This window comes from Nocardioides sp. AN3, from assembly GCF_054653495.1.
Genome location: NZ_BAAIGC010000033.1, coordinates 16,565 through 42,123, shown reverse-complemented (window position 1 = coordinate 42,123; position 25,559 = coordinate 16,565). Strand labels below are relative to the sequence as shown.

The 25,559-nt window shown below is 69.0% G+C and carries 22 protein-coding genes; 1 reads left to right on the top strand and 21 read right to left on the bottom strand.

Translation table 11 applies throughout. The features are described 5' to 3' along the window. Nucleotides 1-92: 92 nt before the first annotated feature. The 3 genes from ACYQ1K_RS23890 to ACYQ1K_RS23880 are packed head-to-tail and all read right to left on the bottom strand — an operon-like array spanning nt 93 to nt 1,848. Nucleotides 93-653: a thermonuclease family protein gene (locus ACYQ1K_RS23890; protein ID WP_011776883.1), complete on the bottom strand. Its 561-nt coding sequence runs from the start codon at nt 651-653 to the stop codon at nt 93-95. After that, nucleotides 650-1,444, bottom strand: a complete 795-nt coding sequence (locus tag ACYQ1K_RS23885) for a hypothetical protein (protein ID WP_011776882.1) — start codon at nt 1,442-1,444, stop codon at nt 650-652. The genes ACYQ1K_RS23890 and ACYQ1K_RS23885 overlap by 4 nt, the downstream gene beginning before the upstream one ends. Continuing rightward, complete coding sequence (locus ACYQ1K_RS23880) at nt 1,444-1,848, bottom strand: hypothetical protein (RefSeq protein ID WP_043806911.1); 405 nt, start codon at nt 1,846-1,848, stop codon at nt 1,444-1,446. The genes ACYQ1K_RS23885 and ACYQ1K_RS23880 overlap by 1 nt, the downstream gene beginning before the upstream one ends. A gap of 243 nt (nt 1,849-2,091) precedes the next feature. On the opposite strand from ACYQ1K_RS23880, the gene mobF reads away from it, so the two are divergent. Next, a complete protein-coding gene (gene mobF / locus ACYQ1K_RS23875; protein WP_459985918.1) occupies nt 2,092-7,968 on the top strand; it encodes a MobF family relaxase in 5,877 nt (1,958 codons plus the stop codon). 194 nt (nt 7,969-8,162) lie between these two features. Here the strand turns inward: mobF and ACYQ1K_RS23870 are convergent, their stop codons facing one another. The 18 genes from ACYQ1K_RS23870 to ACYQ1K_RS23785 form a co-directional block, all read right to left on the bottom strand. Then, the gene (locus tag ACYQ1K_RS23870) at nt 8,163-8,654 is read right to left on the bottom strand and encodes a hypothetical protein (protein WP_459985896.1); all 492 of its coding nucleotides are present in this window, start codon (nt 8,652-8,654) and stop codon (nt 8,163-8,165) included. A 508-nt stretch (nt 8,655-9,162) separates the two neighbouring features. Next, the gene (locus tag ACYQ1K_RS23865) at nt 9,163-9,873 is read right to left on the bottom strand and encodes a helix-turn-helix domain-containing protein (protein ID WP_459985895.1); all 711 of its coding nucleotides are present in this window, start codon (nt 9,871-9,873) and stop codon (nt 9,163-9,165) included. Between the two features lie 6 nt (nt 9,874-9,879). Continuing rightward, nucleotides 9,880-10,590, bottom strand: a complete 711-nt coding sequence (locus tag ACYQ1K_RS23860; protein WP_459985893.1) for a hypothetical protein — start codon at nt 10,588-10,590, stop codon at nt 9,880-9,882. A gap of 17 nt (nt 10,591-10,607) precedes the next feature. Next, entirely contained in the window at nt 10,608-12,089 is a 1,482-nt protein-coding gene (locus ACYQ1K_RS23855) for a type IV secretory system conjugative DNA transfer family protein (protein ID WP_459985892.1), read from the bottom strand. Nucleotides 12,090-12,113: 24 nt separating this feature from the next. Beyond that, the gene (locus ACYQ1K_RS23850; protein WP_459985890.1) at nt 12,114-12,590 is read right to left on the bottom strand and encodes a hypothetical protein; all 477 of its coding nucleotides are present in this window, start codon (nt 12,588-12,590) and stop codon (nt 12,114-12,116) included. A gap of 58 nt (nt 12,591-12,648) precedes the next feature. After that, nucleotides 12,649-13,275 carry a P-loop NTPase family protein gene (locus ACYQ1K_RS23845; protein WP_459985889.1) on the bottom strand — a complete coding sequence of 209 codons (627 nt, stop codon included), beginning with the start codon at nt 13,273-13,275 and terminating at the stop codon, nt 12,649-12,651. Between the two features lies 1 nt (nt 13,276). Beyond that, nucleotides 13,277-15,967 carry an endonuclease/exonuclease/phosphatase family protein gene (locus ACYQ1K_RS23840; protein ID WP_459985887.1) on the bottom strand — a complete coding sequence of 897 codons (2,691 nt, stop codon included), beginning with the start codon at nt 15,965-15,967 and terminating at the stop codon, nt 13,277-13,279. A gap of 73 nt (nt 15,968-16,040) precedes the next feature. After that, on the bottom strand, nt 16,041-17,573 hold the full coding sequence (locus ACYQ1K_RS23835) for an ATP-binding protein (RefSeq protein ID WP_459985886.1): 1,533 nt from the start codon (nt 17,571-17,573) through the stop codon (nt 16,041-16,043). Nucleotides 17,574-17,578: 5 nt separating this feature from the next. Beyond that, complete coding sequence (locus tag ACYQ1K_RS23830) at nt 17,579-18,004, bottom strand: hypothetical protein (protein WP_459985885.1); 426 nt, start codon at nt 18,002-18,004, stop codon at nt 17,579-17,581. Between the two features lie 30 nt (nt 18,005-18,034). Next, a complete protein-coding gene (locus ACYQ1K_RS23825; protein WP_459985884.1) occupies nt 18,035-18,427 on the bottom strand; it encodes a hypothetical protein in 393 nt (130 codons plus the stop codon). Nucleotides 18,428-18,442: 15 nt separating this feature from the next. Further along, nucleotides 18,443-18,850, bottom strand: coding sequence for a hypothetical protein (locus ACYQ1K_RS23820; protein ID WP_459985883.1), 408 nt, complete (start codon nt 18,848-18,850; stop codon nt 18,443-18,445). A gap of 206 nt (nt 18,851-19,056) precedes the next feature. After that, nucleotides 19,057-20,595 carry an SCO6880 family protein gene (locus ACYQ1K_RS23815; RefSeq protein ID WP_459985882.1) on the bottom strand — a complete coding sequence of 513 codons (1,539 nt, stop codon included), beginning with the start codon at nt 20,593-20,595 and terminating at the stop codon, nt 19,057-19,059. Between the two features lie 71 nt (nt 20,596-20,666). Beyond that, nucleotides 20,667-22,058, bottom strand: coding sequence for a TrbL/VirB6 family protein (locus ACYQ1K_RS23810; RefSeq protein ID WP_459985880.1), 1,392 nt, complete (start codon nt 22,056-22,058; stop codon nt 20,667-20,669). Next, nucleotides 22,055-22,885 carry a hypothetical protein gene (locus tag ACYQ1K_RS23805; RefSeq protein ID WP_459985879.1) on the bottom strand — a complete coding sequence of 277 codons (831 nt, stop codon included), beginning with the start codon at nt 22,883-22,885 and terminating at the stop codon, nt 22,055-22,057. Before ACYQ1K_RS23805 ends, ACYQ1K_RS23810 begins: the two co-directional genes overlap by 4 nt. A 1-nt stretch (nt 22,886) precedes the next feature. Further along, a complete protein-coding gene (locus tag ACYQ1K_RS23800; protein WP_459985878.1) occupies nt 22,887-23,222 on the bottom strand; it encodes a hypothetical protein in 336 nt (111 codons plus the stop codon). A gap of 20 nt (nt 23,223-23,242) precedes the next feature. Then, nucleotides 23,243-24,130 carry a hypothetical protein gene (locus ACYQ1K_RS23795; RefSeq protein WP_459985877.1) on the bottom strand — a complete coding sequence of 296 codons (888 nt, stop codon included), beginning with the start codon at nt 24,128-24,130 and terminating at the stop codon, nt 23,243-23,245. Beyond that, a complete protein-coding gene (locus tag ACYQ1K_RS23790; RefSeq protein WP_459985876.1) occupies nt 24,130-24,375 on the bottom strand; it encodes a hypothetical protein in 246 nt (81 codons plus the stop codon). The genes ACYQ1K_RS23795 and ACYQ1K_RS23790 overlap by 1 nt, the downstream gene beginning before the upstream one ends. A 70-nt stretch (nt 24,376-24,445) precedes the next feature. Beyond that, complete coding sequence (locus ACYQ1K_RS23785; protein ID WP_459985875.1) at nt 24,446-25,345, bottom strand: hypothetical protein; 900 nt, start codon at nt 25,343-25,345, stop codon at nt 24,446-24,448. Between the last annotated feature and the right edge of the window lie 214 nt (nt 25,346-25,559).

The window sequence follows — 25,559 nt, the reverse complement described above, 5'->3', positions numbered from 1 at the left end:
AACGGATGCGGCTCTCATGGGGGGTATACCCCGGGTCTACCGTATACCCCGGGTATACCCCGTGTAAACCCTGCACCCCGCACCGCCTGCAATCAGCGACACGACGCCCACATCCCGGCACCGCGGCCGCGCGCCGCCTCCTCGAGCTCGACGTAGGCGGCGTGGCGACTGACCGGCGCAGAGCTGTCGCGCGCGGTGGCCGCGCCGGCGCGGATCTGAGCGGCTCCGACGTCACGACCGAAGGCCTGCACGTACCGAAGCCATCGGCCGTAGGCGTCGACGTCGTCCTGCGTGGGATCGCTCACGAGCGTCACCCGAGTGCCAGCCGGCACCAGCTTCTTGAGGTGCCGGGTGGCCGCGAACCCGTAGCACTCCCCAGGCTTGCCGGGATGCGGGATCTCGGGAGCGCTGATCCCGAGGAACCGCACTCGGACGTTACGACCGTCCTCCGTGGTCACCTGGACGGTGTCGCCGTCGAGGACGTACGCCACCACACCGGCGGTGCGCTGCCCGGGGCCGTCCGAGCGGCCCGGGGTGGCGTCGAGCAGCTCGCCGCCGAAGGCGAAGCCGCCGACGACCGCCCGGACACCGGTGACGACGACCAGGGCGACGATCGCCAGGGACAGCAGCCGGACGGGCTTGCTCGCGATCATCGGCTCACTCCCGATCGCGGAGAAGCAATCCGGGTCCCCGGACTCAGCTCGTCTCGACTCTGCGGCTGCGGGTTGGGCGGGAACAGGCCTGGACGGGGTGCGGCCGCGCCGCAGCTCTCGTCCGGGTCTCCTAGCGCCGTGGCGCGACCCGCCGTCTGTCTCAAGAGCTCGCCGGCCGGAGCCGCCGCGAGGGGCTGGCCGAGCTGCTGATCGTCGAGGAGCTCGAGGAGGTCGCCGGCCTCCTCGACCGATTTGGCGCGGAGGGCCTGGTCGTGCAGCCCGAGGCGCTCGGACTCGAGCGCCGTCTTCTGCTGCTCCCACGCTGGCAGCACGCCACTGGCCTCGAACTCTTCGTGCTCGCGCACGTACGCCTGCTGGCGAGGCGTAAGCGGCTCGCCGGGGATGATCGGACCGCATCCGACCGCGGCCGCACTGGCCGTGAACCGCGGGTAGGCCGACTGGTGGGCTCGCCACCTCGCCCGGAACTCGATCAGCTCATCGCGGACGTCGGCGGGCACCTCCCGGGCAATCTCCTCGATCTGCGACCAGGGGATCACCTCGCGTGGGTTGCGCCAAGACTCGTCGACGCCGAACCCCAGCCCGCCGTGTGTCCCGACAATCCGCTCCCCCGTGTCCTGGTCGCGGTGGTGACTGCAAGCCCAGCCACCGTCACGGACATGGGCCACCTCGGCGGGCTCGAGGAGGATCGAGGTGAGAGCCCAGCCCGACCACGACCTCAGGAGTTCGAGTTGGCGCCGACGACCCGGCACGACCATCGGCGGAGCTGGCATCACGCCACCTCGGCCGCGGCACCCTCAGCAGCGGTGCCACGGCTGACCGTGCCGCCCTCGTCCCCGACACCGCCGTCACCCTCACCGTCGTCGGTGTCGAGCTGTCGCAGCCGACGGATCGTCGCCTGGTCCAGCCCGGTCAGCTGCACGACGTCCTTGACCGCGAGCCGCTCCGCGAGGAGCCGCTCGATGGCGGCCGCGGCCGCCACTTCGGCATCCACGACCGCCTGCTCGGCCTGAGCCCGCTCCTCCCAGGTGACCTCGACGTCAACCGACGCCTCGTCGATGCGCCGCTCCCGGGCCAACTGGTCCGGGTCCAGCTTCAGCCGGCGCTCCCGTGCCGCCTTCAGCCGAGCATCGCGCGCTCGATCTCGACCCGCCTGTGCCTGTGCCGCCTTCCCCACCGGGGATCACCTCTTCCTTGCTCCGGAACGTCACGGCAACCCACCGCGACCCTTCACAAGCAAGAAGCAACCTCGACCGATTCGGATCGGACACCTCACACCCACCGAATTTCCAGCCGCCGAAATCCGCCCAACTCACACGACTTTCCAACCCCTCACCACCCTCGGACCTCATGCATTCCCGGATTGGGTGCCCGGCCGGTGTCCGATTTCGGGTCGCCGTGGTTGCTTCTCAGCAATGTGATGGGTGTGCACAAGCTGACCGCGGGCGACGGGTACACGTACCTGACCCGTCAGGTCGCCGCGCACGACGCGACCGACCGTGGGCACGCCGGACTGGCCGACTACTACGCCGAGAAGGGCGAGTCCCCGGGCCGGTGGTTCGGCGCCGGGCTGTCCGCACTGGACCTCGAAGTCGGCTCGCAAGTCACCGAGAAGCACATGCAGAACCTGTTCGGCGAGGGCCGCCACCCGGACGCCGAACGACTCGAAGAAGCCGCCGAAGCCGCCGGGAAGAGCCTCGTCGAGGCCAAGAAGGCCTCACAGCTCGGGCGCGTATTCGCCCGCTACCTGGGCAACCAGCCCGAGTTCATCCAGGAGACCGCGCGACGCTACATCGCCTACAACCTGGCCCACGGGGAGCACTGGAAGACCCCGGTCCCGGCCGAGGACCGTGCCCGGATCCGCACCGAGTTGGGCAACGAGTACTTCGTTCGCGAGCACGATCGGGAGCCGATCGACGACCGCGAGCGCGCCTCGTTCATGGCCAAGGCCACCCGGCAGCAGACGACCGCCGTGGCCGGCTACGACCTCACCTTCACACCCGTGAAGTCCGTCTCGACACTGTGGGCCCTGGCTGACCGGGACGTCGCCAAGGAGATCGAGACCGCCCACCACGCCGCCGTTGAGGCCACCTTGACGTGGCTTGAGAAGGAGGTGCTGTTCACGCGCCGCGGCCGCGACGGGGTCCAGCAGGTCAAGGCCAAGGGACTGATCGCGGGCATGTTCACCCACCGCGACGCACGCTCGTCCGACCCTCACCTGCACACACACGTCGCGGTCAGCAACAAGGTTCAGGACGAGGACGGCAAGTGGCTCGCGGTCGACGGACGGGTGCTGTTCAAGGCCAACGTCACGCTCTCGGAGATGTACAACACGCTCCTGGAGTCCGAACTGATCGCACGCCTCGGCGTGAGGTTCGAGAACCGCAGCAACGGAGTGAAGGGCGTCGACAAGCGTCCGGTGCGCGAAGTCGTCGGGGTCGACGACAGGCTGGCCAAGACCTGGTCCAAACGCGACACCCTGATCGAGGCCCGCCGCCGCGAGCTCGCGGCAGCCTTCCAAGCCGAACACGGCCGCCCGCCCACCGAAGGCGAAGCAGTCACACTCAAGAAGCAGGCGTGGGAACAGACCCGCCAGGCCAAGCACGCGCCCCGCGCGGAGGCCGACCAGCGGACCGCCTGGCGCAGCGAGGCCATCGACATCCTCGGCAGCGAACAGGCCGTCCACGACATGGTCGACGACTGCCTCGGCCACCGCACCGACGCCCAAGACGTCACCGACACGTGGGTTGACGAGACCGCCCGAGCAGTCGTCGAACGTGTCTCCGAGGACCGAGCCACCTGGCAGGTCTGGCACCTGCGTGCCGAGGCACAGCGCCACGCCCGCTCCCACGGCGTACCCCTGCCCGACCTCGACACCGCCGTCGACCGCGTCGTCGCTGCCGCGATCGGCGTCCACTCGATTGCCCGCGACGACCCCGATCCGCTCACTCACGCCACCACGGCAGCCGAGAAGGGGGTGACCATTCCGGAGCCGTTGCAGCGCACCGAGCGCGGCGCGGACGGCGAGGAGATTGTGAGCGTCTACAGCCTCGCAGGCGCCCGCGCGTACACCTCCCAGGCCGTAGTGGCGGCCGAGCAGCGGATCGTTGAAGCTGCCAAGCGCACGGGCGGGCGCACCATCAGCGAGGTCCGCGTCGGCATCGCGATCGCCGAAGCCGCCGCCAACAACCTCCAACTCAACGCCGCCCAGCAGTCACTGGTCCGCGAAATGGCCACCAGCGGCCGACAGGTTCAACTCGCCCTCGCACCCGCCGGCACCGGGAAGACCACCGCCATGCAGGTCCTCACCAGCGCCTGGCAGGACTCCGGCGGAACCGTCATCGGCCTCGCCCCCTCCGCGGTCGCAGCCCAAGAACTCGGCGCCTCCATCAACCCCGACACCGCAGACAACGCCCCAGCAGACGGCAAGGGACGACTCAACGGGCCGTGGCGCCCGGGTCGAAAGAAGGTCCGCTCCGACACCCTGGCCAAGCTCGTGTGGCACGCCAACAACGGCGGCGCGCCCGCGTGGATGGAACGCATCAACTCCAAGACCCTCGTCCTGGTCGACGAGGCAGGCATGGCCGCCACCACCGACCTGGCGGCCGCCATCGACTACATCACCTCCCGCGGCGGCCAGGTCCGACTCGTCGGGGACGACCGTCAACTAGCCTCGGTCGCCGCCGGTGGCGTGCTGCGCGACATCGCCCACCAGATCGGCGCCGTCACCCTCAGCGAAGTACATCGCTTCCGCAACCCCGACGGCAGCCTCAACCACGCCGAAGCGGCCGCCACCCTCGCCCTGCGCGAAGGAGACCCCTCGGCCATCGCGTTCTACGCCGACCGCGGCCGCATCCACGTCGGCGACCTCGGCTCCTGCGCCGACCAGGCCTACGCCGCCTGGGCCGCCGACCGCACCGCCGGCACCGACTCCGTCCTCATCGCACCCACCCGCGATCTCGTTGCCGAACTCAACACACGTGCCCGCAACGACCGCCTCGCCGGACTCGATGAGAGCGAGATTGGTCGCGTCCTGACGCTGGCCGACGGCACCAAGGTCTCCGAAGGCGACCGAATCATCACCCGCGAGAACGACCGTCGCCTACGTATCAGCCGCACCGACTGGGTGAAGAACGGTGACCGGTGGACCGTCGTCGAGGTCAACAGCGACGGCTCCCTGAAGGTCAAGCACGACAGCATCGGGAAGACCGTCACCTTGCCCGCCGACTACGTCGCCCAGACCGTCCAACTCGGCTACGCCACCACCGTGCACGGCGCCCAGGGCATCACCACCGGCACCTGCCACGTGGTTCTCACCGGCGATGAGGACCGCAACCTGCTCTATGTCGCGCTCTCCCGCGGCAAGTTCGCCAACCACCTGTACCTCAACGTCGCCAGCGACGGCGACCCCCACAACTTGATCCGGCCCGACGCGCTCATCCCGCCCACCGCTCTCGACCGGATCGCCGACATGCTTCGCCGTGACGGGTCGCCCGTCTCGGCGACCACCGCACTGCGCGAGCAGACCAGCCCGCACCAGCTGCTCGGCGACCTGGCTGCCCGCTACCACGACGCGGTCACCGCCGGCGCCGAACATCTGATCGGTCCAGTCGGCATGGACAAGATCGACAAGCATGCCGAAGCACTCCTCACCGGGCTCACCGAGGCACCCGCGTGGCCCACTCTGCGTTCCCACCTCGCGCTCATCGCGCTCGACGAGCACAGCCCGCTCAAGCTGCTGACCGCCGCGGTCGGCGCAGGGTCGCTGGCCGACGCCCGCGACCCCGCCGCCGTGTTGGACGCCCGGATCGACGACCTCGTGGCCGACCTCACCCCCGCCCGTTCCCACGATCCCAACACTCCCCCGCCCGCTTCCGGGCCGCTCCCGTGGCTGCCTGCCATTCCCTCCCGGCTGGCCGGCGCCCACGACTGGGGTCCGTTCGCGAGCGTCTACCACCAGCTCGTGCGCGAACAGATCGACGCCGTCCGCGAGCAGGCACGCGGTTGGACCGGAGCCACCGCGCCCGCGTGGGCGCAGCCCTTCCTCGAGGAAGAGGACGCCGACCTGCGGGCCGACCTCGCCGTTTGGCGGGCCGTGGCTCGCACCGACGAGAACGACCTGCGACCCACCGGAGACCGCAGGATCGGCGCACCGGGCGCTCACCAGGCCAGACTCAACCGGGCGGTTCGCACTGCGCGACCGAGTTACCCCTTCTCCCAGCGCAGCTGGTACCAGGCGCTGCCCGAGGTCGTCCGAGCCGACCCGTGGATCACTCCCCTGTGCCAGCGCCTCGCTCGCCTCGAACGCGCGGGCCTACCCGTGACCGACTACATCAAGGAAGCACTCGCATCCGACCCCACCCTGTGGCCCCAGCAGCCTCCTGCCCGCCCCCTCCCTGATGAGCAGCACGCCGCAGCCCTGTGGTGGCGACTCATGCCCCACCTGGGGCCGGCGGCACTCACCGCCGACGAGCACTCCGCAGACCTGCTCCAGCCCGACTGGCGGCCCGCCCTGGCCGACCTCGTCGGCACAACCAAGGCCGCCTATCTGCAGAAGGCACCCGCGTGGCCCGCGCTCGTCGCCGCAGTCGACGAGGCATGCCAGCACCACGGCTGGAGCCCGACCGAGATCCTCTCCACCGCACTCGGCGGCGTACCGCAGGACGGGTCACTCACCGGCGTCGAGATTGCCGACGCGCTTGTGCTGCGCATCGCCATGCTCACCGACCAGCCCACCGATACGCCACGGCCACACGACGAAGCGCCCTACCCCGACGCCGACATCCCCGTCGACGTCGACATGTTGCCGCCCGAGGACGCCGACGAGTTCATGGCCGCGTTCTACCGCGACCAGACCGACGACGACGCGGCACCCTTCCACGCCCCTGCCGCTGGCGAACACCACGACCCAGCCGCCGACCTGGTCGACCGGGAGCCGCCCCCGGACGAGTACGACGCGACGCCGTACGACGACGTCCTCCCGTACGTTCCGGATCCCTACGCGACTCCCCTGCCGTGGGAACAGGACGACGAGGTCACCGCAGAGAACGCCTTCCCCGACCCCGACCAGCTCCCGGCCGAACGCATCCACGAACTCAACCAGCAGGCCATGGCCTACTTCGAGTCCTGCTACCCCCGCTCGTGGGCACCGGCCTACATGCGCGACCGCATGGGCACAGACCTCGCCGACCACCCGAACAACTACGCCATCGGGTACGCACCAAGCCGTGGCCTGATGCGTCACCTCACCGACCACGGCGCCACCCTCGACGAGCTCGCGCAGGCCGGCCTCGTCTCCCAGCGCGAACGCGACGACGGCACGACCTATTACCGCGACTTCTTCCGCGACCGACTGGTCACGCCCATCCGTGACCCCCACGACCCCACCGGGCAGGCGATCCTCGGGTTCGTCGGTCGGCGCAACCCCACCAAGACCGACGACGACTTCGCCGGACCCAAGTACCTCAACACCCGCACCACCACGGTCTTCACCAAGGGCGAGGCCCTGTTCGGATACGCCGAAGCCCGCGACCTCCTCGCCGGCGGCGCGCTCCCGGTCATCGTCGAAGGACCCATGGACGCCCTGGCCATCACCCTGGGCAGCAACGGCGCCGCCGTCGGCATCGCCCCGATGGGCACCGCCCTCACCATCAACCAGATCAGACTCCTGCGCGCCAACATCGACATGGTCAACGGCCGCGATCGCATCGCCGTGGCCACCGACTCCGACCCGGCCGGGTGGAAGTCGGCGCAGAAGGCCTTCTGGCACCTCACCGCCGCCGACCTCGACCCCACTCAACTCGAACTGCCCGACGGCCTCGACCCGGCGAAGCTGTTCGAGACCGAGGGCGCCGCCGCGATCGCCGCCGCCATCGAGAACGCCTCACCGCTCGGCGACGCCATGATCGACCACCTCCTGCGAACCGCCGGCCACTGGAGCGAGACCGACGTACGACAGAAGGTCATCCACCAGGCCGCACGCATCCTCGGCTCCCGAGGCTCCGAACGGTGGCTCGACGGATTCGAGCGTCTGCGAAACAAGCTGCACTTCGCCCCCGGCATCCTCGAGCACCAGACCGTCACCGAAAGCATCGACCGCGACCGCAACCGGCCGGCCTACGCCCAAGCCCGCATAGACGAGATCAACGCCGAAGAGCGCAGGAAGTCCGCCAAGACAGACCCGCAGTCCCGCCGGCGCGCAGCCGCGAAGCGGCTCGCGGCCACCACCACCACGCCCCGCCGCGGCGGACCCGATCTGCCGCCGTCAGGTCACGACCACACGGGCCCATCCCGCTGACCAGCGGGCCGCTCAGAATCGCGCTGACACAACATTCGCCCGCCCAGCGCCGTGGACGGACCGAAAATCGGACCCGGAAGCTGCTCAGGAAGCGATCTGAGCGCTCTACGAGCCCAGATTCAGGGTGCACCGGCCACGGCGATGCCGCAGTCGCGGCCGAGAATGTGTGTGCCGACCGGACTGACGGAGAATTTCTAGAAGAGGGCCATCTGGGATTCGTCGATCGACGCAAGGGCTCGGGCGATCCGCTCGTCATCCCAGCCGTCCGTCACCGCGGCCCGCAGCGCGAGCGAGCGTCGGTACATCGCCTCCCGGCCGAGCATCCGACTCCGGTAGCCGCGCGAGTCACGGCGGCCATGCTGCGCAATCCGGGCCAGGTTCGCTGCCTGGGTGGAGCCCTCGAGATGATCAAGCAAGGTGCCGTCAGCGCGGACACAGATCGGGTTGTCGCACACCACGTGCTCAACGACCGGGTGCAGGTCGATCGACACGCCCTCGGCCAGCGCCCAGGCGATCCTGTGCGGGCGAAGGACGCGCTGCCGACCGTCCCGGGAAATCCAGAAGCGACCGTACCCATCGTCACCGATTGCGGCGCCGTCGCGACCCCACAACCAGCAATCTGTCTCACGCGGGCCTTTGACCACGCGCGACCAGAACCGGTCGATCTCAGCCGCGGTCAGGTACATGACCACACCGTAGGGCGGGCCACCGACATTTAGCCTCTGGGTGGGGCCGAGAGCGCGAGACGGACTGCCTCACCGTCAATGGACCCGGTGCGGCCGCGACTTCAATAGCGCGCCCGGTTGTGACTGCACACGGGGCCACGTCCCCACGCGACCAATCGGGAGGATTGGCTACGAGGCGACCCACGGCCGGCCGGATGCTCAGTTGCCGGACCGACGGTTGATGTCGTGGATCATTGCGGTGTGCTGCTGGCAATACCTCTGACGTGCCGGTGCGTGACAGCCAGCCCAGTGACATCGCCCGGCTGCGCCAGCGTCGTCACCTCGGTCTCGCGCGGCGGCGATCGCGCCGATCACGCCGACGGCCAGGAGAGCGCCGCCCGCAAGGGTCTCCGCCAGGCTCATTGTGACCTCTCGGTTTGCACTTGATCAGGACTTTGACAACGACCGTACCGAGAACCACCGACGTGCGGGGTCCAGTACAGGCCGGCCGCCCAGTGATGGCTGCCGGCTAGCGGCCCGGGCTGGCGGAGACCGAGATGCGCTGGCGGTCTTCGTCGTGGTGCCGACGCGCGCTGTCGGTGCGACTCTGGTCGAGTGCGGCAAGCTGGAGCGCCGTGCTGCGCGTGTTCTCCGGGACGTCGGCGGGGTTTTCGGTGGGGACGCTGGTCGGGTCCGCGTAGTGCTCGTCGAGTTGGTCGACGATGCGGGAGCAGACCGCGTTGAGACGAGGGTTGTTGGCGACCTTGTTCTGGGCGTACATGACGCTGGTGTGGTCCTTGCCGAAGTAGCTCGCGATCGCGGGGAGGGTCAGCCCTCCGCGTCGTGCCGCGGTCATGGCCACGGCACGGGCGTCGGTCACCGCCCGGTGACGGTCGGCACTGAGGACCGCATCACGGGTCGTGCCGAAGGACTGGGCGGCGGTGGCGATCGCGATCGCACAGATCCCGTCGGGCCCGACGTCGGCCACTTCACCGGATGCGCCCTCAGAGGCATTGATCTGGGTGGCCAGCGCAAGCGCGAGCGAACGCAGCTGCTCGGCGTTCATCTGGTTGAGCGTGCGCTCGAGGTCGGACTGGTTGGCGTTGGCGACCATCGCCGCGAACGCGGCCGCCTGCTGCTCTGAAACACCCTCGTCGTCCTGCTCGGGAACGGCGACGTCGTCCTGCTGCTGTTCGTCGACGAGCCGCAGCCGTCGGCTGCTGTTGTCGGTCGTGGTCATCGCGGGTCACCACCTGCCGTGAAGGTCGTCGGGTTCGGGGTTGGCGTCGGCGGGCGGCGCACTGGTGGCGGCCGTCGTGACGGCCGCCAGCTCCCCTGCCCGGTCGACGTCGTCTCGGTAGCGCTGCTTGCGGCCCATGCGGACCGGTGTCGAGGCGTGGCTCTCGTCGCGCTCGCGGCGGGGACGGGGCTGGTGTTTGCCCGGCTGGCAGGCGTCGCCGAGACGGTCGCGCAGCCGCTCGAGGAACCCCGGTAGCCCATAGCGGTGCCAGTCCTCCAGGGCGGCCGGGGTGACGGCGAAGCTGGTGTAGTAGCGGCTACAGGCGAGCACCGCGAGGTCGTGCACCAGGTGCGGGTGCGCGGGCCAGCATTCGGGGATGCCGGGCCGGGTCACGTTCCACAGGTGCTGCTCGTTGACCCACATCGCGACCAGGTCCAGCCACGCCCACAGTTCGGTGCGCATCAGCCCGGTGCACGTGGCGGGGTCCCACGGTCGCGGCATCTGGGCGAGCTCGCGCAGCTCTTCCTCATCGGCAGGGGGTTCGATGGTGGCTTGCTGCAGTTGCTCCATCGCTGTACGGATCGACGGTCCGGGCTCGGGGAACGGGCGCACCATCAGCCCGACCAGCGGCATCATTCCGTTGCCGGTCGGTCCCGCGCCCCCTGACGTGGCTCGGGAGGCGAACTCGGAGGGGTGCCGGTTCTGTTGGGTCGTCATCTCGTGGTTCCTTGTCTCTACTTCGGCATCCCGAGCCGCTGCCGGGTCCGTGCGACCGGCTCGGTCGGCGGGGTGGGTTCGAGGGGCGTCGGCTGGGTGGGCTCCCTCTCGCCGCCGTCGCTGTCGTGACCACGGGCAGAGAGCCGGGCACGCTTCTGGGCGGCCAGGAGTTCCTTGCCGCGCTTGCCGTCGATGCAGCGGTGCAGGTTCGCGATGATCGGGTCGTACATCTCGGCCAGGACCAGGGCCTTGCGCTGCTCGATGCGGCGCAGTTCGGCCGGCTCCAAGATCGGCACCCGCCGCTGGTCGAAGGACCGGTCCATCACGCCGAACAGTTCGTGCCCGCGCGAGGAGTACCGGGTCTCGGTGTGGTTCGTCGAACCCAGCAGGTCTGAGAGCTCCTGATAGAAGCGGATGTCCTTGCCGCCACCGAACACCACCAGGTTGTTCGACAGCCCGTAGATGGTGCGCGCCTCGTCCTCGCCGTAACAGACCACGAACTGACGCCAGGTCTGGGCGGCGAGGATGAAGGACAGTCCGAGCGCCCGCTCGTTGGCCATGCGGGTCGAGAGCGTCGGGATCGGCGCGGTCGAGGGGAGCTCGTCGAGACAGGCGAGGAACGGCGGGCAGAGCCGCCCGTGCGGGGAGGTCTCCCCCAGCCGCTTGGCGGTGTCGAGGATCTGCTCGGTGACCGCCGTCATCAGCGGTGAAGCACTGGCGTAGGGGTCGTCGCGCCCCAGGAGGTAGATCGTGCCGCCGTCGCGGATCAGCGCCTCGAGGTCGGTGGCCGGACGTGACGCAGAGGGCACGCAGCGTTCCCGGATCGAGCGCTGGAAGAACAGCGCCATCGCCTGCTGGACGGTCGTGATCGTGTTGCCGGCGGTCCGCTCGTCGCCGTACAGGGCACCACGCAGCAGACCGTCCCACAGCGGCTCCGCGGCCGGGTGGGTGCGCAGGATCTCCTCGGCCTGCGGATACTCACGCGGGCTGGAGACCCACATCAGCACCTCGTCGAGCCCGATGCCGGCGATCGCCGCGGCGTGGAAGTAGGCCTGCAAGACTTTCGCGCACTCCCCCGCGTAGAACCGGGCCGCCTGATCGGAGGACTGGGACGTCGCGCCCTTGATGGTCCCGTTGGCGAATGCCTTCGCCCGCCGCTCGGCGAGCATCGCGTCCTCACAACCCGCGATGCAGTCCCACACCAGCTCCGGGGTCCCGGGTGCAGCGTTGAACGGGTCCAGCACCGCCACTGGGCCGCGCTTCTGCCGGGCCTCCAAGGTGAGGAACAGGTCCTCGGGCTTGGTCAGCGTCACCAGCGCGGCACCGGGCGCATCGAGCAGCGCGGGCACCAGCAGGTCGAGCGTCTTGCCCGACCCCTGCGGACCGATCACGCACGTTGTCCGGTCGAACGGCACCCACAGTTCGGGTCCACTGCGGCCGCACTGCCCAAGGCGCCACCCGACGTCGTGTGGCTTCACGTGCTTGAGAGCTGGAGTCATGGTCGAGGAGTCACCTTCTACTTGTCAGTGGGTTCGTCGCCCGGAACGGGCGTAGAGGTCTGGACGGATCACTGCGGCGCTCTTGCGCAGCCGCGGCAACCCGAGCGCTTCAGCGGCCTGCGTAGGCGTGGCCAGTCCGTGGCGGGAACTCGCGCCGGTGGCGTCACGCATCCACATGCCCACCACGACGGCGGCACCGAGGACCAGGACTTCACCGACCAGCGTGAGCACCCACATCACCGCATCCGAGGGCAGGGCAGCATCGACCCGGGCGGGCAAGCCGACCCCGAAGTCGCTGCGCAGCAGCCCGCCGTACGCCTCGAGCAGGTGCCCGTTCGGCAGCGCGAACACCCTGGTGGCGGCCCAGCCGACGAGCGCCTGGACTACCAGTGGTGTGATGAGGAAGAAGAAGACGCCGGCCAGAACGGCCGCCATCTTGAACTCGCCCGCGGTCGGGGCGACGTTGTTGAACCGGGCGCGCCGGGACCGTTCCATGCTCATGCGCATTCCTCTCGGATCGTTCGGGTGCCCTGCCGGCGTGCCGTTGCCGTGGCGGTGGTCATCGAGCGGCCGCCGTCCATGCGGACGCCGGGGCTTGCCACCGGTGGCAGGGGAAGTCGATCGGCCCCCGTGGATCAGGGATGACCGCGACCGTGTCGATGGGCCAGTCCAGTCGCCCCTGACCGTCCAACACCGCGACCTCGGCCGGGTTCGTCGGGTCGGGCCGCACCAGACCTATGCAGTCGATGTCGTCATCGAGCACCGGGCGACCGGTGAGACTGTTTCCGCCGTGCGAGGTCAGGATCAGCCGACACCTCCCCCACGGCAGTAGGCCGAGGCGGTCGTCATCGACCAGGTCCATGTCGTCGACCACGACCAGGCACGTGCCCGGACGACAGTCACTGGCCACCGGGTCGACCAGCTGGTCAGGGCGCTGAGCCTCGCAGCGGAGGTCGGCCCATTCGCTGGGCGTTTCGGCGTACACGTGGACGTGACGCCGCGTGCTGGCCAACCACCAGCGAACGAGGTAGCGGGCGGTGGTGGTCTTGCCGCGCCCGACGTCGCCGACAAGCAGCAGCGGCCGCGACCTGTGGGTGTCGAACCCGGCGGCCTGGCCATCCAGTGTGGTGCCGATGCGTACGTCCATGTTGGAGAGAAGCAACCGGGAACCGTTCAGATCGGACACGTCAGGCCGCCGAAGTGCCGATTCCGTTGTTGAGGAACGTGCCCTCGAAGTCCGGTGGCGGCAGTAGCCAGTGCGCGGTGGCGCCCTTCTCGACCTGGTCGTGGGAGTTGTGCCCGACAGGTCCCCAGTTGTCCACCCAGTCCCCGTCACCGAGGTAGATCGCGACGTGGCCGCTGCCGGCGTACGCCCAGGACACGATCGCTCCGGGCGGCGGCGGCCAGCTGCTCCCCTGCTGGCCTTGGACGACAGAGCCGTAGGCCCGCTCGCCTCCATCACCGGGACCGACGTAGGCGTTTCCGTAGATCATCATCGAGATAGCGGTGCACGCATCCGACCAGCCACTGAAACCAACGCCTTGGCAGTCGAAACTGGGTACCGAACAGGGTGAGGAGTACTGCTGGGCGAGGCTGATGACCATCTCGGCCCGCTGGCGCAGCCGGTTCAAGCGGTCACCGCTCACGCCCCCGGTCTCGACGGTGCTGCAGCCGGTGTTGCCGACGTTCGAGGTGCCGCCGCCGGTCGCTGCGACCGCTTGGCGGGCGGTCTCGAGGTACTGGTGGTAGTCGGTCGTCTCGAACGGGATCCAGTCAGCGAACTTGGCCTCCCCGGTCCCGGGCCTGGCGGAGTAGAGGTAGAAGGCGTATTGGGCGTTGAGGAGCGGGTCGTAGATGTCGGCAGTCTGGTTCCAGCCGGGCACCTTGCCCTTGTGCTGGCTGGAGATCTGCCACAGCCCGTAGTGGGTGCCGTTGATGGCCCTCGGGTTCCAGCTCGACTCCACCCGTGCGATCGCCACCGCGGTGACCAGGTCCTCGCCACGGAAGCCGGCCTGGTAGGCGGCCGCGGAGGCGACCTTGGCTGCCTCGAGGCCGCTGGCCGCTGCGGCCACGTTCTGGAACGTCGCGCTGAACACGTTGGATGGGCACGGCGGGCAGCCCGCCGGCGTAGTGGTTCCCGGCGGGGTGCCGTTCGGTGAGGTCGATCCCGGCCCGGCGCCATTCATCGCCAGGCGGGTGAGCAGGACCGGATGGTCCGTGCCCGCCGCGGCGGCACCGATCTCCCAGGTGCGGCCCACCGTGGCGGGCGCCTTGTAGAACTGGTAGATCACGCCGCTGTCCTTGGTGTACTTGAACCCGGCGGCCTCCATCCGGGGTGCCGCGGCCTGGGGGCCGTCGCCTGGGTGGGAGTTCATGTCGCCGCCGAGCAGGACCGGGCCGTACGGGGCCAGCACGTTGGTCAGTTCGATCAGGTAGTCCATGCCGAGGCCGTACTGCTCGGCTCGGGTCATCGGCGGGTTCCCCCACTGCCTGCGCTGCTTGTAGACGTTGGTCATGTGGTGGGTGGCGATCACCGAGACCACGGCGCCGTCGGTGTTGCGCTGGAACACACCCCAGGTGGCGTAGCGGTCCCACAGCACGTTCTTGCCCTTGAAGACCACTTGGTCCTTCTCGACGATCTTCACGCGGCCGCCGTCGAGCATCGTCCACGTGTCGGTGCGCCACATGATGGCGTTGTTGATGGACTGGCCGGTGTTGCCGCTGCCGACCTGCTGCGGGTCCTTGTAGGCGCCGTAGCCGGGGAGGATGTTCGCGAGCCGGCGAGCCGGGTACTTCCAGATCTCGTTGAGGGTGATGAAGTCCGGCGACGCGGCGTTGTTGATCGCGTGCAGGCCCTGCTCGGCTGCCCACTTGAAGTTCGCGTTGGCGATCGTGATGTTCCCGTTGACCCCGGTGCCGGGGGTGGCTCGGATGCCGGTGGGCATCTGCCCGAGCACAGCTCCGCTGCCCGACCGCCCCGCACCAGCGCTGCCGGTGGGGCCTTCGGTGCCGGCGGCACCTGCGCCGAGGGTCGCGGTGGTGTGGACGAACGGGTGGTCGGTGTAGGCGTGCGCACCGTCGTTGGTGCTCTGGTCGACCACGGTCTCGGAGAAGGTGACCGTGGGGCTGCCCATGATCCAGTCGATCTGCTTGTCGGTGGGGTTGGCGCTGGACCACCCGGCGGCCAGCGAGAGGAACAGCCGCTTGAACCGGGCCTTGTCGTTCATGTCGCCGGTCAGGAACAGCGGTGTGTTCGGCTCGGCCGCCTGCAGGTTTGTCAGTGCTGTTGCTTCAGCGCGAACTCCGGCATCGCGCATCGCGTCCGTACCGCCGACCGCGCCCGCCGGGTTGTGGGTGTTGAGCACCCAGATCGACCCGAGGCCGGTCATGGAGGTGAACCTCGCTAGCGGCACCTGGATCATCGGGCCGCCGTACTTGATGTCGACGTAACGGGTCTCGTCGAGTTTCCACGCGGAGGGCTGGTAGGCGATCGCGTTTGCCGTCGACGCGTTCCCGCGGCCGTTCTTGCCCTTCACGATCGACCAGGCGCCGTTGGTGGCGTTGAGGAAGGCCTGTGCCTGTTGCGGCTCGAACTCTTGGAATCCGATGATCGATGCGCCTGAGCTATTGATCTTGGCGACCATGTTCGGCACCCGCTCGTCGTACGGCCGTTCGCCGGGGTGCGGGTTGGTGTTGTAGTGCGAGGCGCCGCGCCAGTTGAGGGTTCCGATCCCCACCGAACCGCCCGTGGTCGAGTTCACTGCGGTGCTGCACGCGGCTTGGACGGCCTCGATGTTCGCGCTCCCCATGCCCAGAATGAGCAGCATCAGTGGTGCGATCATGACCAGCGGCAGGCCGAGCAGGACACCCTTCTTCATGACTGCGGCCTCCCCCGCTGGCCGGCGGGCAGGTGGCGGTTCGGGGCGAGACGTTCAGGAATCGAGCGAACAGTCACTGGGCTGTCGCGATCGCTTCGTTGGTGTAGGTGAGTCGCCTTTCGAGAGGGGTCAGCAAAGTTTGGATTTTGTATCGCTGGTCGCCGACCATCCACAGGGCGCGGCCCTTCTCCTGCATTGCCCAGTTGGTGATCACGCCCTGCTGCATCTCGGACAGCCCCATGAGGCGGCCGAGCTCGTCGGCGACTGACTCGTCTTGACCCATGAGGATGCGGACGTCGGAGAGGTTGAGCAGGTCTTTGGCGATCTGGGCGGCCTGGCTGCCCTGGTCGCCGGCCGAGAGCGGGTCGGACGGCTTGTGATAGGTCACCAGCTGGATGTCGCCTTCGGTGCGGGACAGCCGCAGGTTGGCGTCCAGCGCTTCGACCGCCTCGAGGGACAGGCGGGTCTGCAACCACGCCTCGTCACGCAAGACGATGCGCCGGTCCCCGGCCGCGGCGGCTTCCCGCATGCCCTGCCCCCAGGAGTTGAGGCACATCAGCGCGATGCCGACGGCGACCTTGTTGCCGGTCTCGTGCAGCGAGCGCAGCGACAGGGTCTGGATCGGCTTGCGCCAGTCCGGCTCGAAGGTCGACTCGGTGTCGAACATGCCCTGCAAGGAGCCCTCGCACAGGGCGCCTAGGGCGTCGCGCAGCGGGCGGGTGCCGTCGTAGAACGCCTGCTCGCTCTCGTACCGGCAGTCGGCCACGAGGTCCTTGGTGGGCGAATCGAGCGCCGCCCACACGTGCGGGATGGTGATCGGCTTGAGACGGGACGCTCCGGCCGACCAGCCGGTCAGATGCCGCAGCACCTTGTTGATGACCCGTTCCTCGGTCGGGCTGAACACCACCCCCTGGGAGGCGACGAGGCCGCGGATCAGCATCAGCCAGCGGTTGAAGATCACCGTGGCGCGCTTCTCCTGCTCCTCAGCGCTCTGTTTGTCCCAGTCCAGGCCGAGCGGGCCGAGGTCGAGTGGGTTGATCCGCCCCGGCAGACCGGGGCCGATGCGGAACGGCGTCACGCCGAGGAACCTGGCCAGGTCCTCGTACTCGTCCTTGACATCCCCCAGTACCAGCGAGCGGTAGCCGAACTTGATCATCCGGATCATGAACGCCTTGACCGTGGCCGACTTGCCGCGGCCGGGTTTGCCGAAGATGAAGATGTTGGGGTTGGTGACCGGGATCGAGTCGTCGAGCACCCACCCCATCGGGTCGCAATAGAACTTGCCACCGGACAGGACGTCGTAGCCCATCTCCGCTCCCCACGGCGGCAGCCCGTCCCCGGAGATCAACGGCCACAGGACCGGGGTCTCCTCCGAGGTCATCTGATAGCCCGCCAGCGGGGGCAGGGTGGGCGACCACCCGTGCCCCATCCGTCGTACGCCGCTGCTCTTGAACGTGTGAGGGAACAGCTTCTCGGCAGGAGGCGCCGGCGCCGGTGCCGCCTTGCGCGGCATCGTGGTCCCGAAGTCGGCCAGCAGGTCATCGATCGTGCGCGAGGCCGGCCGTGATTTCTTCGCACCGCCACGTGACCGCGTCTTCGTCGACACCACGCTCACCACTCCCCCGCGGTGCCGTCAGTTGGCGGTGACCACACAGCGCCAGATCCGGCTGTGATCGTGAACGGGTCAAGCGCCCGCACGGACCCGGACAAGCGGAGGGGCTCGCAGCCGGCGAGCTCGTCGAACACCACGCATTCCCTCGACGGGTCGACCGCGACCGTGGGCCAACTGCGAATCGCCTCGGCCATGACGTGCCGCTTGACCAGGGCACCCTTCCCACGACCGGGGCGACCGAAGATCACCCACTGCGGCCGCAGACCCAGCCTGTCCGGCGGCGGTGAGGGACGGGTGACCGCCATCTCGTGCAGTCGGCCCACCAACGGCGGCTTCGCACAGGTCGATGGGTTGCACGGGTCCGAACGCGTCGCGAGTGTCTTCATGTTGGAGAGAAGCAACAGCCCGGCCGCCAGATCGGACATCTGGCGGCCGGGCTCTTGAACCTCGCTCTCTCACTGGGGCCAGCGGCTCCAGAGCGCCTCGAGCAGCTGACCCGACACGTGCAGGACCGCGGCCACGCTCGCCACCGCGACACCGATGGCCATGATGACGGTCAGCGCCTTGGGACCGGCACTCCACGAGCGGACGGGGAGTCTCTTCACGATGGCCACCGCGGCGACCGGACCCATCATGGCCATGACGAGCAGCCCGACGTACACCATCGATACAGCGATGATGTTGACAGGCATGGCGGCTCCTTGGGCGCCCTTCGGGAAGAACCTCCAGGCAACGACGTACCCGCTGGCCAACATGGCCGCGCCTACTCCGGGAGGCATCCAGCGGTCGATCTTCGAGGGGGACGGGCTGTGCGATTCGGGGGCCGCGGCGGGGCTGTTGGTGCTCATCACGTCCTCCGTTCGTCAGCAGGGCGCCAGGTAGTCGAAGCGGTACTTGAAGACGACGACTCGGATGCCCTTGTAGTGCGTCCGGGCGACACCGGACAGGTGGTGGTCGCCGACGGTGCACTCGGAGGCCTCGAGTCGCTTGTTGAGCCGCCTCTGGCGGTCCTTCATTGCGCGGTAGGTCTTCTTCGACCAGCCCTTCTGGACCTTGCAGCCGCGGTACTTGCTGACCATCCCGTCGCGGCTGTAGGGGTGCTCCCACAGGTTGTCGAACACGACCATCCGGCATCCCATCTCCTCGACGGGGACGGCCGCGGCGGCGGGCGACGGGTTGCCCACCATGACTACCGACGCGCACAGGAGCGCGACAGTGATGAGGCGCGACGCCTGGTGGGGACGGCGGTACTTCGCAGGGTTCTTGTTCATCGTGCTTGTCGCTTTCCTTCGTCGCCGCCCCGGTTGGGTTGGCGATCGCACTTGTTCAGGACGGGCGACGGGTTGCCTGTTGGGTGCGGCGCTGGCGCTGCCGACAGGTCTCCGTCATGCCTAGGAGAAGCAACAGCCCGGTCCTCAGATCGGACATCTGGGGACCGGGCTGTTCAGGCAGTGCCGGTTGCGACGCGTACTCGGGGTTAGCGTCGCTTCTTCGGCAGGCCTGCCCCCAAGGGGATCGTGGACACGGCGAAGGCCGCGTCGTGTGCCCCGTCGAGCGGCAGCGGCGTGAAGCCGCTGATGCGGATCGAGGCGTCGAGTCGTCGTCCGAAGTCCTGGATGTTCCACCCGGCCGGGACCGTGATCGAGACTGCGGAGGCCACCTTGACCAGCGACCGGCCCCGCTCGAGCTTCTCGTCGCGCTCTGCCAGATTGCCGACCGACTGGCGGTCCTTGGCCCGCTCGACCTTGCCCGCCTTCTCCCGAAGCGTCCCGGCCATCATCGCCGACATCTGCGCGCGGCCGGTGGACCGCTCTGCGGCTTGCTGGGACACCGGCCGGTAGAAGACGGTGAGCGCACGACGCTCACCGGGCTGGGAGGGCACCAGGACCCGGGCCAGCGCACCCATCCGGGCGCCCTTGCGTGGCAGCAGGATCGTCGAGGACACCGACTCCCACTCGCCATGGCGGTAGGACCGCATCGCGGTCGAGGCGTTGGTCGGGCCGGCGGCGGCGACCGGGACTCCCGCTGCGATCGAGGGGTCTTCGCGGTGGTGAATGTCGGCGTCGGCGAGCGCGGGCAGGTCGCCCGGCTCGAATCCGGTACGGATCGCGACCGCGAGTTCGGCGGTGTCGAGCCAGTTGACCCGGGTGCAGCCGATCGAGCCGGTCAGCCGGGCTTCTGTCTCGGCGAGCACCGAGTACAGGATCCGGGCTCGGCCGATCACACCGCGACCGGCGCGCTTGGCGTCCTTGCTGATCACGTCCTCGCGCACCACCACCGTGACGAACGCTTCGTGACGTACGGCCGCTCCGGCGGTCATGGCCTCGAGTTGGGCGTTCACCTGGGCCGACACGGTGGGCTCGTCAGGGCGGGCGTTGTGGCGCACCCACTCTGCGCGTTCGGTGCCGTCGTCGGGGATGGTGCGGACCTGGACCACGACCAGGTCGATCTGGCTACCTGCGGTCGCAGCCTCCATCATCTCGGTCAGCCCGGAACCCATGCGGAACCGATCCGCCTCATCGCTCATCCCGATCCCGGGATGGATGATGCGTGCGGTGGCCGCCCAGGTGCGGGTCGTGTGGTTCTGGATGATCGCTGGCCGCGCGGTCTGCCCGCTCATCGGTGGGCCGTCGTGGATCTGGATGCCCGCCAAGATGCCCGGCAGGTCCGCCTCCCCGGCCGCCCCGTTGTCCTCGTTGTCGTCTCCGTTGCCCAAGTCCAGGTCACCGGCGGCGGCCTTGGACTGCCAGCGTGACCAGCCGAACGCGAGCCCGGCTACGTGCCGGAACAGGACGCCGATCCACTGGATTGCGGAGTGGCCGCGGATCGGAATGCAGACCAGCAGACCAACGACGAGCCACACCGGCAGCACGATCGGCAGTGCCAGCCATTGCTGCCCCGCGATCGCCATCCAGGTCGGGAACCCGGCGGCCAGCACCAGGAAGAACTGGGGCCCGGTGAGACCGAACAGCCACGCCTGACGGTCTCTTGTCGCTGATGCTCCGTAAACACTCATGTCCAACTCTCCGCTCTGTGTTCCAAGGTGAGGTGCCACTGGTCGTCGGTGGCGATAGGTGATCCAGCGGGCTAGGCGAGCAAGATCTCGGGGTCCTCCTCGACCACGTCAACGGCCTGCTGGGGGACGTCGTTGGCGACACCGTCGTGGTTGGTATCCATCGGGTGCCGCTGGTGGGCCTTCTTGTTCTTCTTCGGGTCGTGGTCGGTCGGGAAGTAGCCCTGGTTGCCGATCCCGCCCTGTCCGAGGACGTCGACGCTCATCGAGGCACCCGTCTGGGCGACCTTCCCGGCAGCATGCATGCCGGTGCCATAGGTCTTCCCGGCCGCCTTGACGGGGTGCTTGGCCGCATAGCCGAGGCCGTGCCCGGCGCTCTTCGCGAGCGCCGCGGGACTCCAGCGGTGGGCGTGCTCGGCCTCAGCGCCACTCTCTGACGAGCTGCGGCCGTCCGGAGCTGCCGAGGCCGCGGCACCGGAACCGGCTGCCTCTCCCCCGCCGGCGCGCTTGCCGCGCAACAAGCCCGACACGCCACCGTTGGCGTCCATCGTGGACCGGAACGAGGCACCAGAGGCGGTGCCCGGGTCGACGAACGCGAGAAGCCGGAACAGCACCATCGGCATGAAGCAGGCGACCAGCATGATGATCGACCCCACCACGGACATGCCGATGTTCTCCGACGTCGACCTGAAGATGGCCGCGGGTCCGGTCTCCACCTCGTTGTCGGGCATGCCGGCCCACGCGAACTGGGTGCCCATGCCGACCACGAGTGCCAGGAGGGGCTCCATCAGCACGCATGCCAGGAACCATCGGATCGACTTCCACATCCACGACTTGGTGCCTTCTGACAACGCGCCCGCGGCCGCGATGGGCATGGTGGCGACCAGGATCAGCAGCGCGGCCGAGCGGACCATCATGATGACCATGTGTCCGAACGCGGCAGGGATCACGACGAACAGCCCACAGATGCCCAGCACGGCTGCCTGTGTCGTCCCCGATACCTGGTCGACGAACCCGTCGCCGGCCGCGTAGCCGGAGAAGCTGTCGACCCCGAGCAGGGCGTCCAAGATTCCCTTGGTCAGCCCCGATGCGCCGCTGATGAGCCCCGCGCACACAGTGATCCAGCACGCGAGGACGGCGCCGTACTGCACAAGCCCGGCGACCAGGGTGCCGAACCCGCGGCCGTCCTGGCGGAGGACGGCGAGCCCGATCTGGCTGAAAGCCATCACCAGCGCGATCGCGCCCGCGATCCACAGCGTGACCCCGTACAGCTTGTTCAGGTCCGGGTCGGCGATGTTCGGGGTGAAGTTGTCGATGAGGTCGAAGGCGGCCTTGAGCAACCACATGGCGCCCGACCAGATCGACATCATCATCGCGGTGAACCCGTCGGCCAGCGTCTCCTTGGCCTGGTTGCCCAGCCAGTGCAGCGGGTTGAGGTCGATCATGGGCACGAGCTGAGCACTCATGATTGGGACACCTCCAGCCACTGGTATCCGGCGTCGAAGGACGCCTGGGAGCCGGGCCACAGCGACGGCGCCTGGGCCGGTTCATCGCCCTCGCCGATCACCCACCGGCCGTCCTGCCACACCATGCGCTGACAGTCGGCGGCGGCGACCTGCTGCGGCTGCCCCGTCGTGGTCGTGGCGGTAATGATGAAGTCGATGCACGGGACGACGAAGTCGTCACCGACCGTGCCCTTGATGAACCCCATCTTCGGTTCGACCGCGATCGTGATCGAACTGCTCGCCTCCGCCGGCATCCCCGCGGACTCCAAGAACGCGGCCACGGCCTGTACGCCGGACCAGGTCTCCGAGGTCGGGCCACCGGGCGCGGCCCACTCCTTGATGACGTCCTGGGCCACTCGGACCGAGGCCGAGGTCAGTGCGGTCGTGTCGATCGCGGCCAACTGCGCCAGCGCACCTTCCGGGGTTTGCGGGTATCCGGTTGCGACCCCGACCTCCCCCACCTCGGTCGGCGGCGGGATCTCGATCGTGCCGGTCTCGCCAGAGGACAGGCTGCCCGGCTGGGCGGCCTCGACCGGAGCCTCCGGCAGTTCCTTTTCAGCGAGCTCGTCTTGGGCAGACTGCCCGGCTTCGGACCCGGACCCAGCAGACGCAGTGGAGCCGGTCAGCATGTTGACCACCGACCAGGCGCCGCCCACCACCAAGGCGAGGGCGACGACAACCGCGACCCCCAACAGGATCTGCAGCCGCAGTCGACTCCACTCAGTGTCAGGGTCCGCCAGCTGTTTCGGGGAGAAGAAGTGGGCCAGGCGCCTGGATCGGGTGAACATGTCAGCAGCCGGACCCGACGATGCCGTTGAGGATCCCGTAGATGACCGCGAACGCAATCGCTCCGATCACCGTCCAGAACATCCCACTCGAGCCGATCTGGGCGGCACGACCCGACTGGGAGATCTTGCCGCCGACCATCAGGCCGGCCGAGGCGAACCCGGCACCGATGATCAGCCAGATCACGCCCCACTTCACCCAGCCGACAACGTCCTTGGCGAACCCCTCGGCTTCCGCGCTGGGTGCCGTGGCGCATACGTCGGGGGCCGCCTGGATGTTGGTGTGACTCACGAGCGCCGTCATCTGGGTGGCGACCTCGGAGATGGTTTCGATGAACATTTGAATCTCCTTGCTTCCTGTTAGGTCCGGTTCGCCGTCAGCGGTCCGGTGATGGTGGTGATCCGCTCCAGCAGGCGCTGGGAGGGGTTCGTGAGCTGCTTGGGCAGCGGGTCGGGACCAAGACCCGGCAGGGTCTTGGCGGGAAGGAGCGGCGCGAACAGCACGGCCTCCTGCTCGTGGGCCCGGCGCAGCAGGCGGCCGGCGGTCGCGAACTCGCGGTCGCTCCAGCGGCTCGCACCCACGACGACGACCACGACCTGGTCGGCCACCACCTGGTCCTCGAGGTGGGTCAGGGCCGATTCGGTCTGGCTCAACGCCAGCGCGTTCGGACGGGTCACCAGGACCTCGGCGTGCGCAGCCGTGGCAGCGACCCATCCCGTGGTCGCGGTGAGTTCCCGCATGGACCATCCGGCGTCGAGCACCGTGAGGTCCACGCCCTCGGTGGCGCGCGGCGCCGGCACCTCGGCAGGAACTCGAACGGAGTCCTCGACTCGGTCGATCAGCACGCCGTCGCCGCGGCGGCCGCGGCGCCAGCCCTCGGCGGCACCCAACTCGGTGACCGTGGCGCCCAGCAGACCTGACCAGGCAGGCGCGGCCGCGTCGAGCACCCGGGTCCGGACGCCCGCGACGTCGGCGACGTCGGCGAGTGCGAGCGCGACCGTCGAGGCGCCGGCGCCAGCGTGACCGGCACGGACTCGCACCAGCGGAGCCAGTCCAGGCGTGGTCGTTGCGTTGCCCCGCAGCGTCACGATGGGCTCGGTTGCCGGGTCAGGGGTCTCGTCGAGAACCATCGTGTGCGTGGTGCCTGAGGTGGCCGCGGCGCTCGTGGCGAACTGTCCGGCGGCGAGCGCCTGGGCAGCGGCCTGGAGTTCGCGGATGGAGTACCGGGCCGTGGTGCGGGTGCTCATCAGACCGCCTCGACCCGGGCGGCCCGCAGCCGCAGCGCCTCGCGCAGAACCGTGGCGGGAGTGTTGCTGAGCACCTTGCGGGCCTCCGCGGCTTCCTCCGCTCCGGCTCGCAGTCGCGCAACCATCTGCTCGATGTCGGACAGTGCGACCTCGACGCTGTGGTCGGCCACCACGTCCAACAGCTGCGCGACGACCTCAGGGGTCGGCTCGGCGGTGGGGACGTTGGTCTGCGATTTCCGGCTCATGTTGAAGAACAGCAACCGCTCCCTGCCCAGATCGGACAGGGAGCGGCAAGAAAGTTTCCGTGGAGCCTTCTCAGGCGATTGCGGCCAGGTACTCCGGGGCGGCCTGGTTCAGGCGCTCGGTGGCCTGGGTCGTGCGACGACGGACCGTCCGCATGGTCACGCCGTGCCGCTCACCGACGACACGTTGAGCCTCCTCGCGGCCCAGACCGTCGTTCTCCGCGGCCAGCAGCTCGACGAGCAGCGCAACGTCATCCGCGCTGATCACGCCCGTGCCGGTGGCCCAGGTGAGAAGGTCGGCCAAGTCCTCGACCGGGTCCTCGACCTCAGGCACCGCCATGATCAGATCCCGGTCGTAGTCTGCTCGACCGGCGCCATCGCTGTAGGCCCCGACGAAGAGGCCGTCGGTGGTCACGGCCGTCCAGGCCTCCAACGAGGTTGTGTCGATCCTGGAGACCATGCCGCCCGCCGGCCGCGTCAGCCGCTGCCGGGCCCGCTGCAGCAGGTAGCGGGCCGCGTGGCTGCCCAACTGGGGCTCCGCTCCCTTGACCTCCTCCCACACGGTCGCGTTCACGTCCTCGAGCTCGCACACGAACATCAAGTCGCGGTACGCCAGCCGGCTCACCCCTTCGGCGAGCAGCACGACCACCGCGAGGGCTGCGTCGTCGTCATCGCCGCCGCGTCGCGACCCGAGAGCGGTCAGTCCGGCCACGACCCCGTAGCAGCGCTCGTCACGGCGCCGCCACGCTGCGCGGACCGCATCGAGACTGTCGAAGGGCGCCAGCCGCACGTCGGCCGCCTGCCACTTCGCCCACTTCCCGGACCGCTCCAGACCGGCGATGACCGAGGTGGACAAGGCGGTCTGCGCCTTGTTCCGCCTCCCCTCCCACTGTGTCGCAGTGACGGCCGGGATAGGGGCGACGGGGTTGTTGAAAGGCCGGTACTTCTCGACAGGCTTCGGAGTCCGAGACATTGGCGGGTCCTTTGGGTTGAGGCGATCAGGACGCGCCTACTGCAGATCCGACCCCTCACCCCGCCGCTCACCCCGCCGCTCCCCGACGTCCCCGTGGTCGTCGGCAGCGCTCACCCCAGCCGCTCACCCCAGCGCAAACCCGCAGGTCAGACAGGGTTTTGACCCTCACCACTGGTTCGCGAAAAAAGTCTGAGAAAAGTTCGTCCACCGGGTT

What these genes read in the sequence shown, in the direction of transcription:
- ACYQ1K_RS23810 (WP_459985880.1), bottom strand. Translation starts at nt 22,058, where the DNA reads ATGAGTGCTCAGCTCGTGCCCATGATCGACCTCAACCCGCTGCACTGG.
- ACYQ1K_RS23850 (WP_459985890.1), bottom strand. Translation starts at nt 12,590, where the DNA reads ATGAGCATGGAACGGTCCCGGCGCGCCCGGTTCAACAACGTCGCCCCG.
- ACYQ1K_RS23865 (WP_459985895.1), bottom strand. Translation starts at nt 9,873, where the DNA reads ATGACCACGACCGACAACAGCAGCCGACGGCTGCGGCTCGTCGACGAA.
- ACYQ1K_RS23805 (WP_459985879.1), bottom strand. Translation starts at nt 22,885, where the DNA reads ATGTTCACCCGATCCAGGCGCCTGGCCCACTTCTTCTCCCCGAAACAG.
- ACYQ1K_RS23860 (WP_459985893.1), bottom strand. Translation starts at nt 10,590, where the DNA reads ATGACGACCCAACAGAACCGGCACCCCTCCGAGTTCGCCTCCCGAGCC.
- ACYQ1K_RS23790 (WP_459985876.1), bottom strand. Translation starts at nt 24,375, where the DNA reads ATGAGCCGGAAATCGCAGACCAACGTCCCCACCGCCGAGCCGACCCCT.
- ACYQ1K_RS23870 (WP_459985896.1), bottom strand. Translation starts at nt 8,654, where the DNA reads ATGTACCTGACCGCGGCTGAGATCGACCGGTTCTGGTCGCGCGTGGTC.
- mobF (WP_459985918.1), top strand. Translation starts at nt 2,092, where the DNA reads ATGGGTGTGCACAAGCTGACCGCGGGCGACGGGTACACGTACCTGACC.
- ACYQ1K_RS23890 (WP_011776883.1), bottom strand. Translation starts at nt 653, where the DNA reads ATGATCGCGAGCAAGCCCGTCCGGCTGCTGTCCCTGGCGATCGTCGCC.
- ACYQ1K_RS23825 (WP_459985884.1), bottom strand. Translation starts at nt 18,427, where the DNA reads ATGAGCACCAACAGCCCCGCCGCGGCCCCCGAATCGCACAGCCCGTCC.
- ACYQ1K_RS23855 (WP_459985892.1), bottom strand. Translation starts at nt 12,089, where the DNA reads ATGACTCCAGCTCTCAAGCACGTGAAGCCACACGACGTCGGGTGGCGC.
- ACYQ1K_RS23815 (WP_459985882.1), bottom strand. Translation starts at nt 20,595, where the DNA reads ATGAGTGTTTACGGAGCATCAGCGACAAGAGACCGTCAGGCGTGGCTG.
- ACYQ1K_RS23785 (WP_459985875.1), bottom strand. Translation starts at nt 25,345, where the DNA reads ATGTCTCGGACTCCGAAGCCTGTCGAGAAGTACCGGCCTTTCAACAAC.
- ACYQ1K_RS23820 (WP_459985883.1), bottom strand. Translation starts at nt 18,850, where the DNA reads ATGAACAAGAACCCTGCGAAGTACCGCCGTCCCCACCAGGCGTCGCGC.
- ACYQ1K_RS23840 (WP_459985887.1), bottom strand. Translation starts at nt 15,967, where the DNA reads ATGAAGAAGGGTGTCCTGCTCGGCCTGCCGCTGGTCATGATCGCACCA.
- ACYQ1K_RS23830 (WP_459985885.1), bottom strand. Translation starts at nt 18,004, where the DNA reads ATGTCCGATCTGGCGGCCGGGCTGTTGCTTCTCTCCAACATGAAGACA.
- ACYQ1K_RS23795 (WP_459985877.1), bottom strand. Translation starts at nt 24,130, where the DNA reads ATGAGCACCCGCACCACGGCCCGGTACTCCATCCGCGAACTCCAGGCC.
- ACYQ1K_RS23800 (WP_459985878.1), bottom strand. Translation starts at nt 23,222, where the DNA reads ATGTTCATCGAAACCATCTCCGAGGTCGCCACCCAGATGACGGCGCTC.
- ACYQ1K_RS23885 (WP_011776882.1), bottom strand. Translation starts at nt 1,444, where the DNA reads ATGCCAGCTCCGCCGATGGTCGTGCCGGGTCGTCGGCGCCAACTCGAA.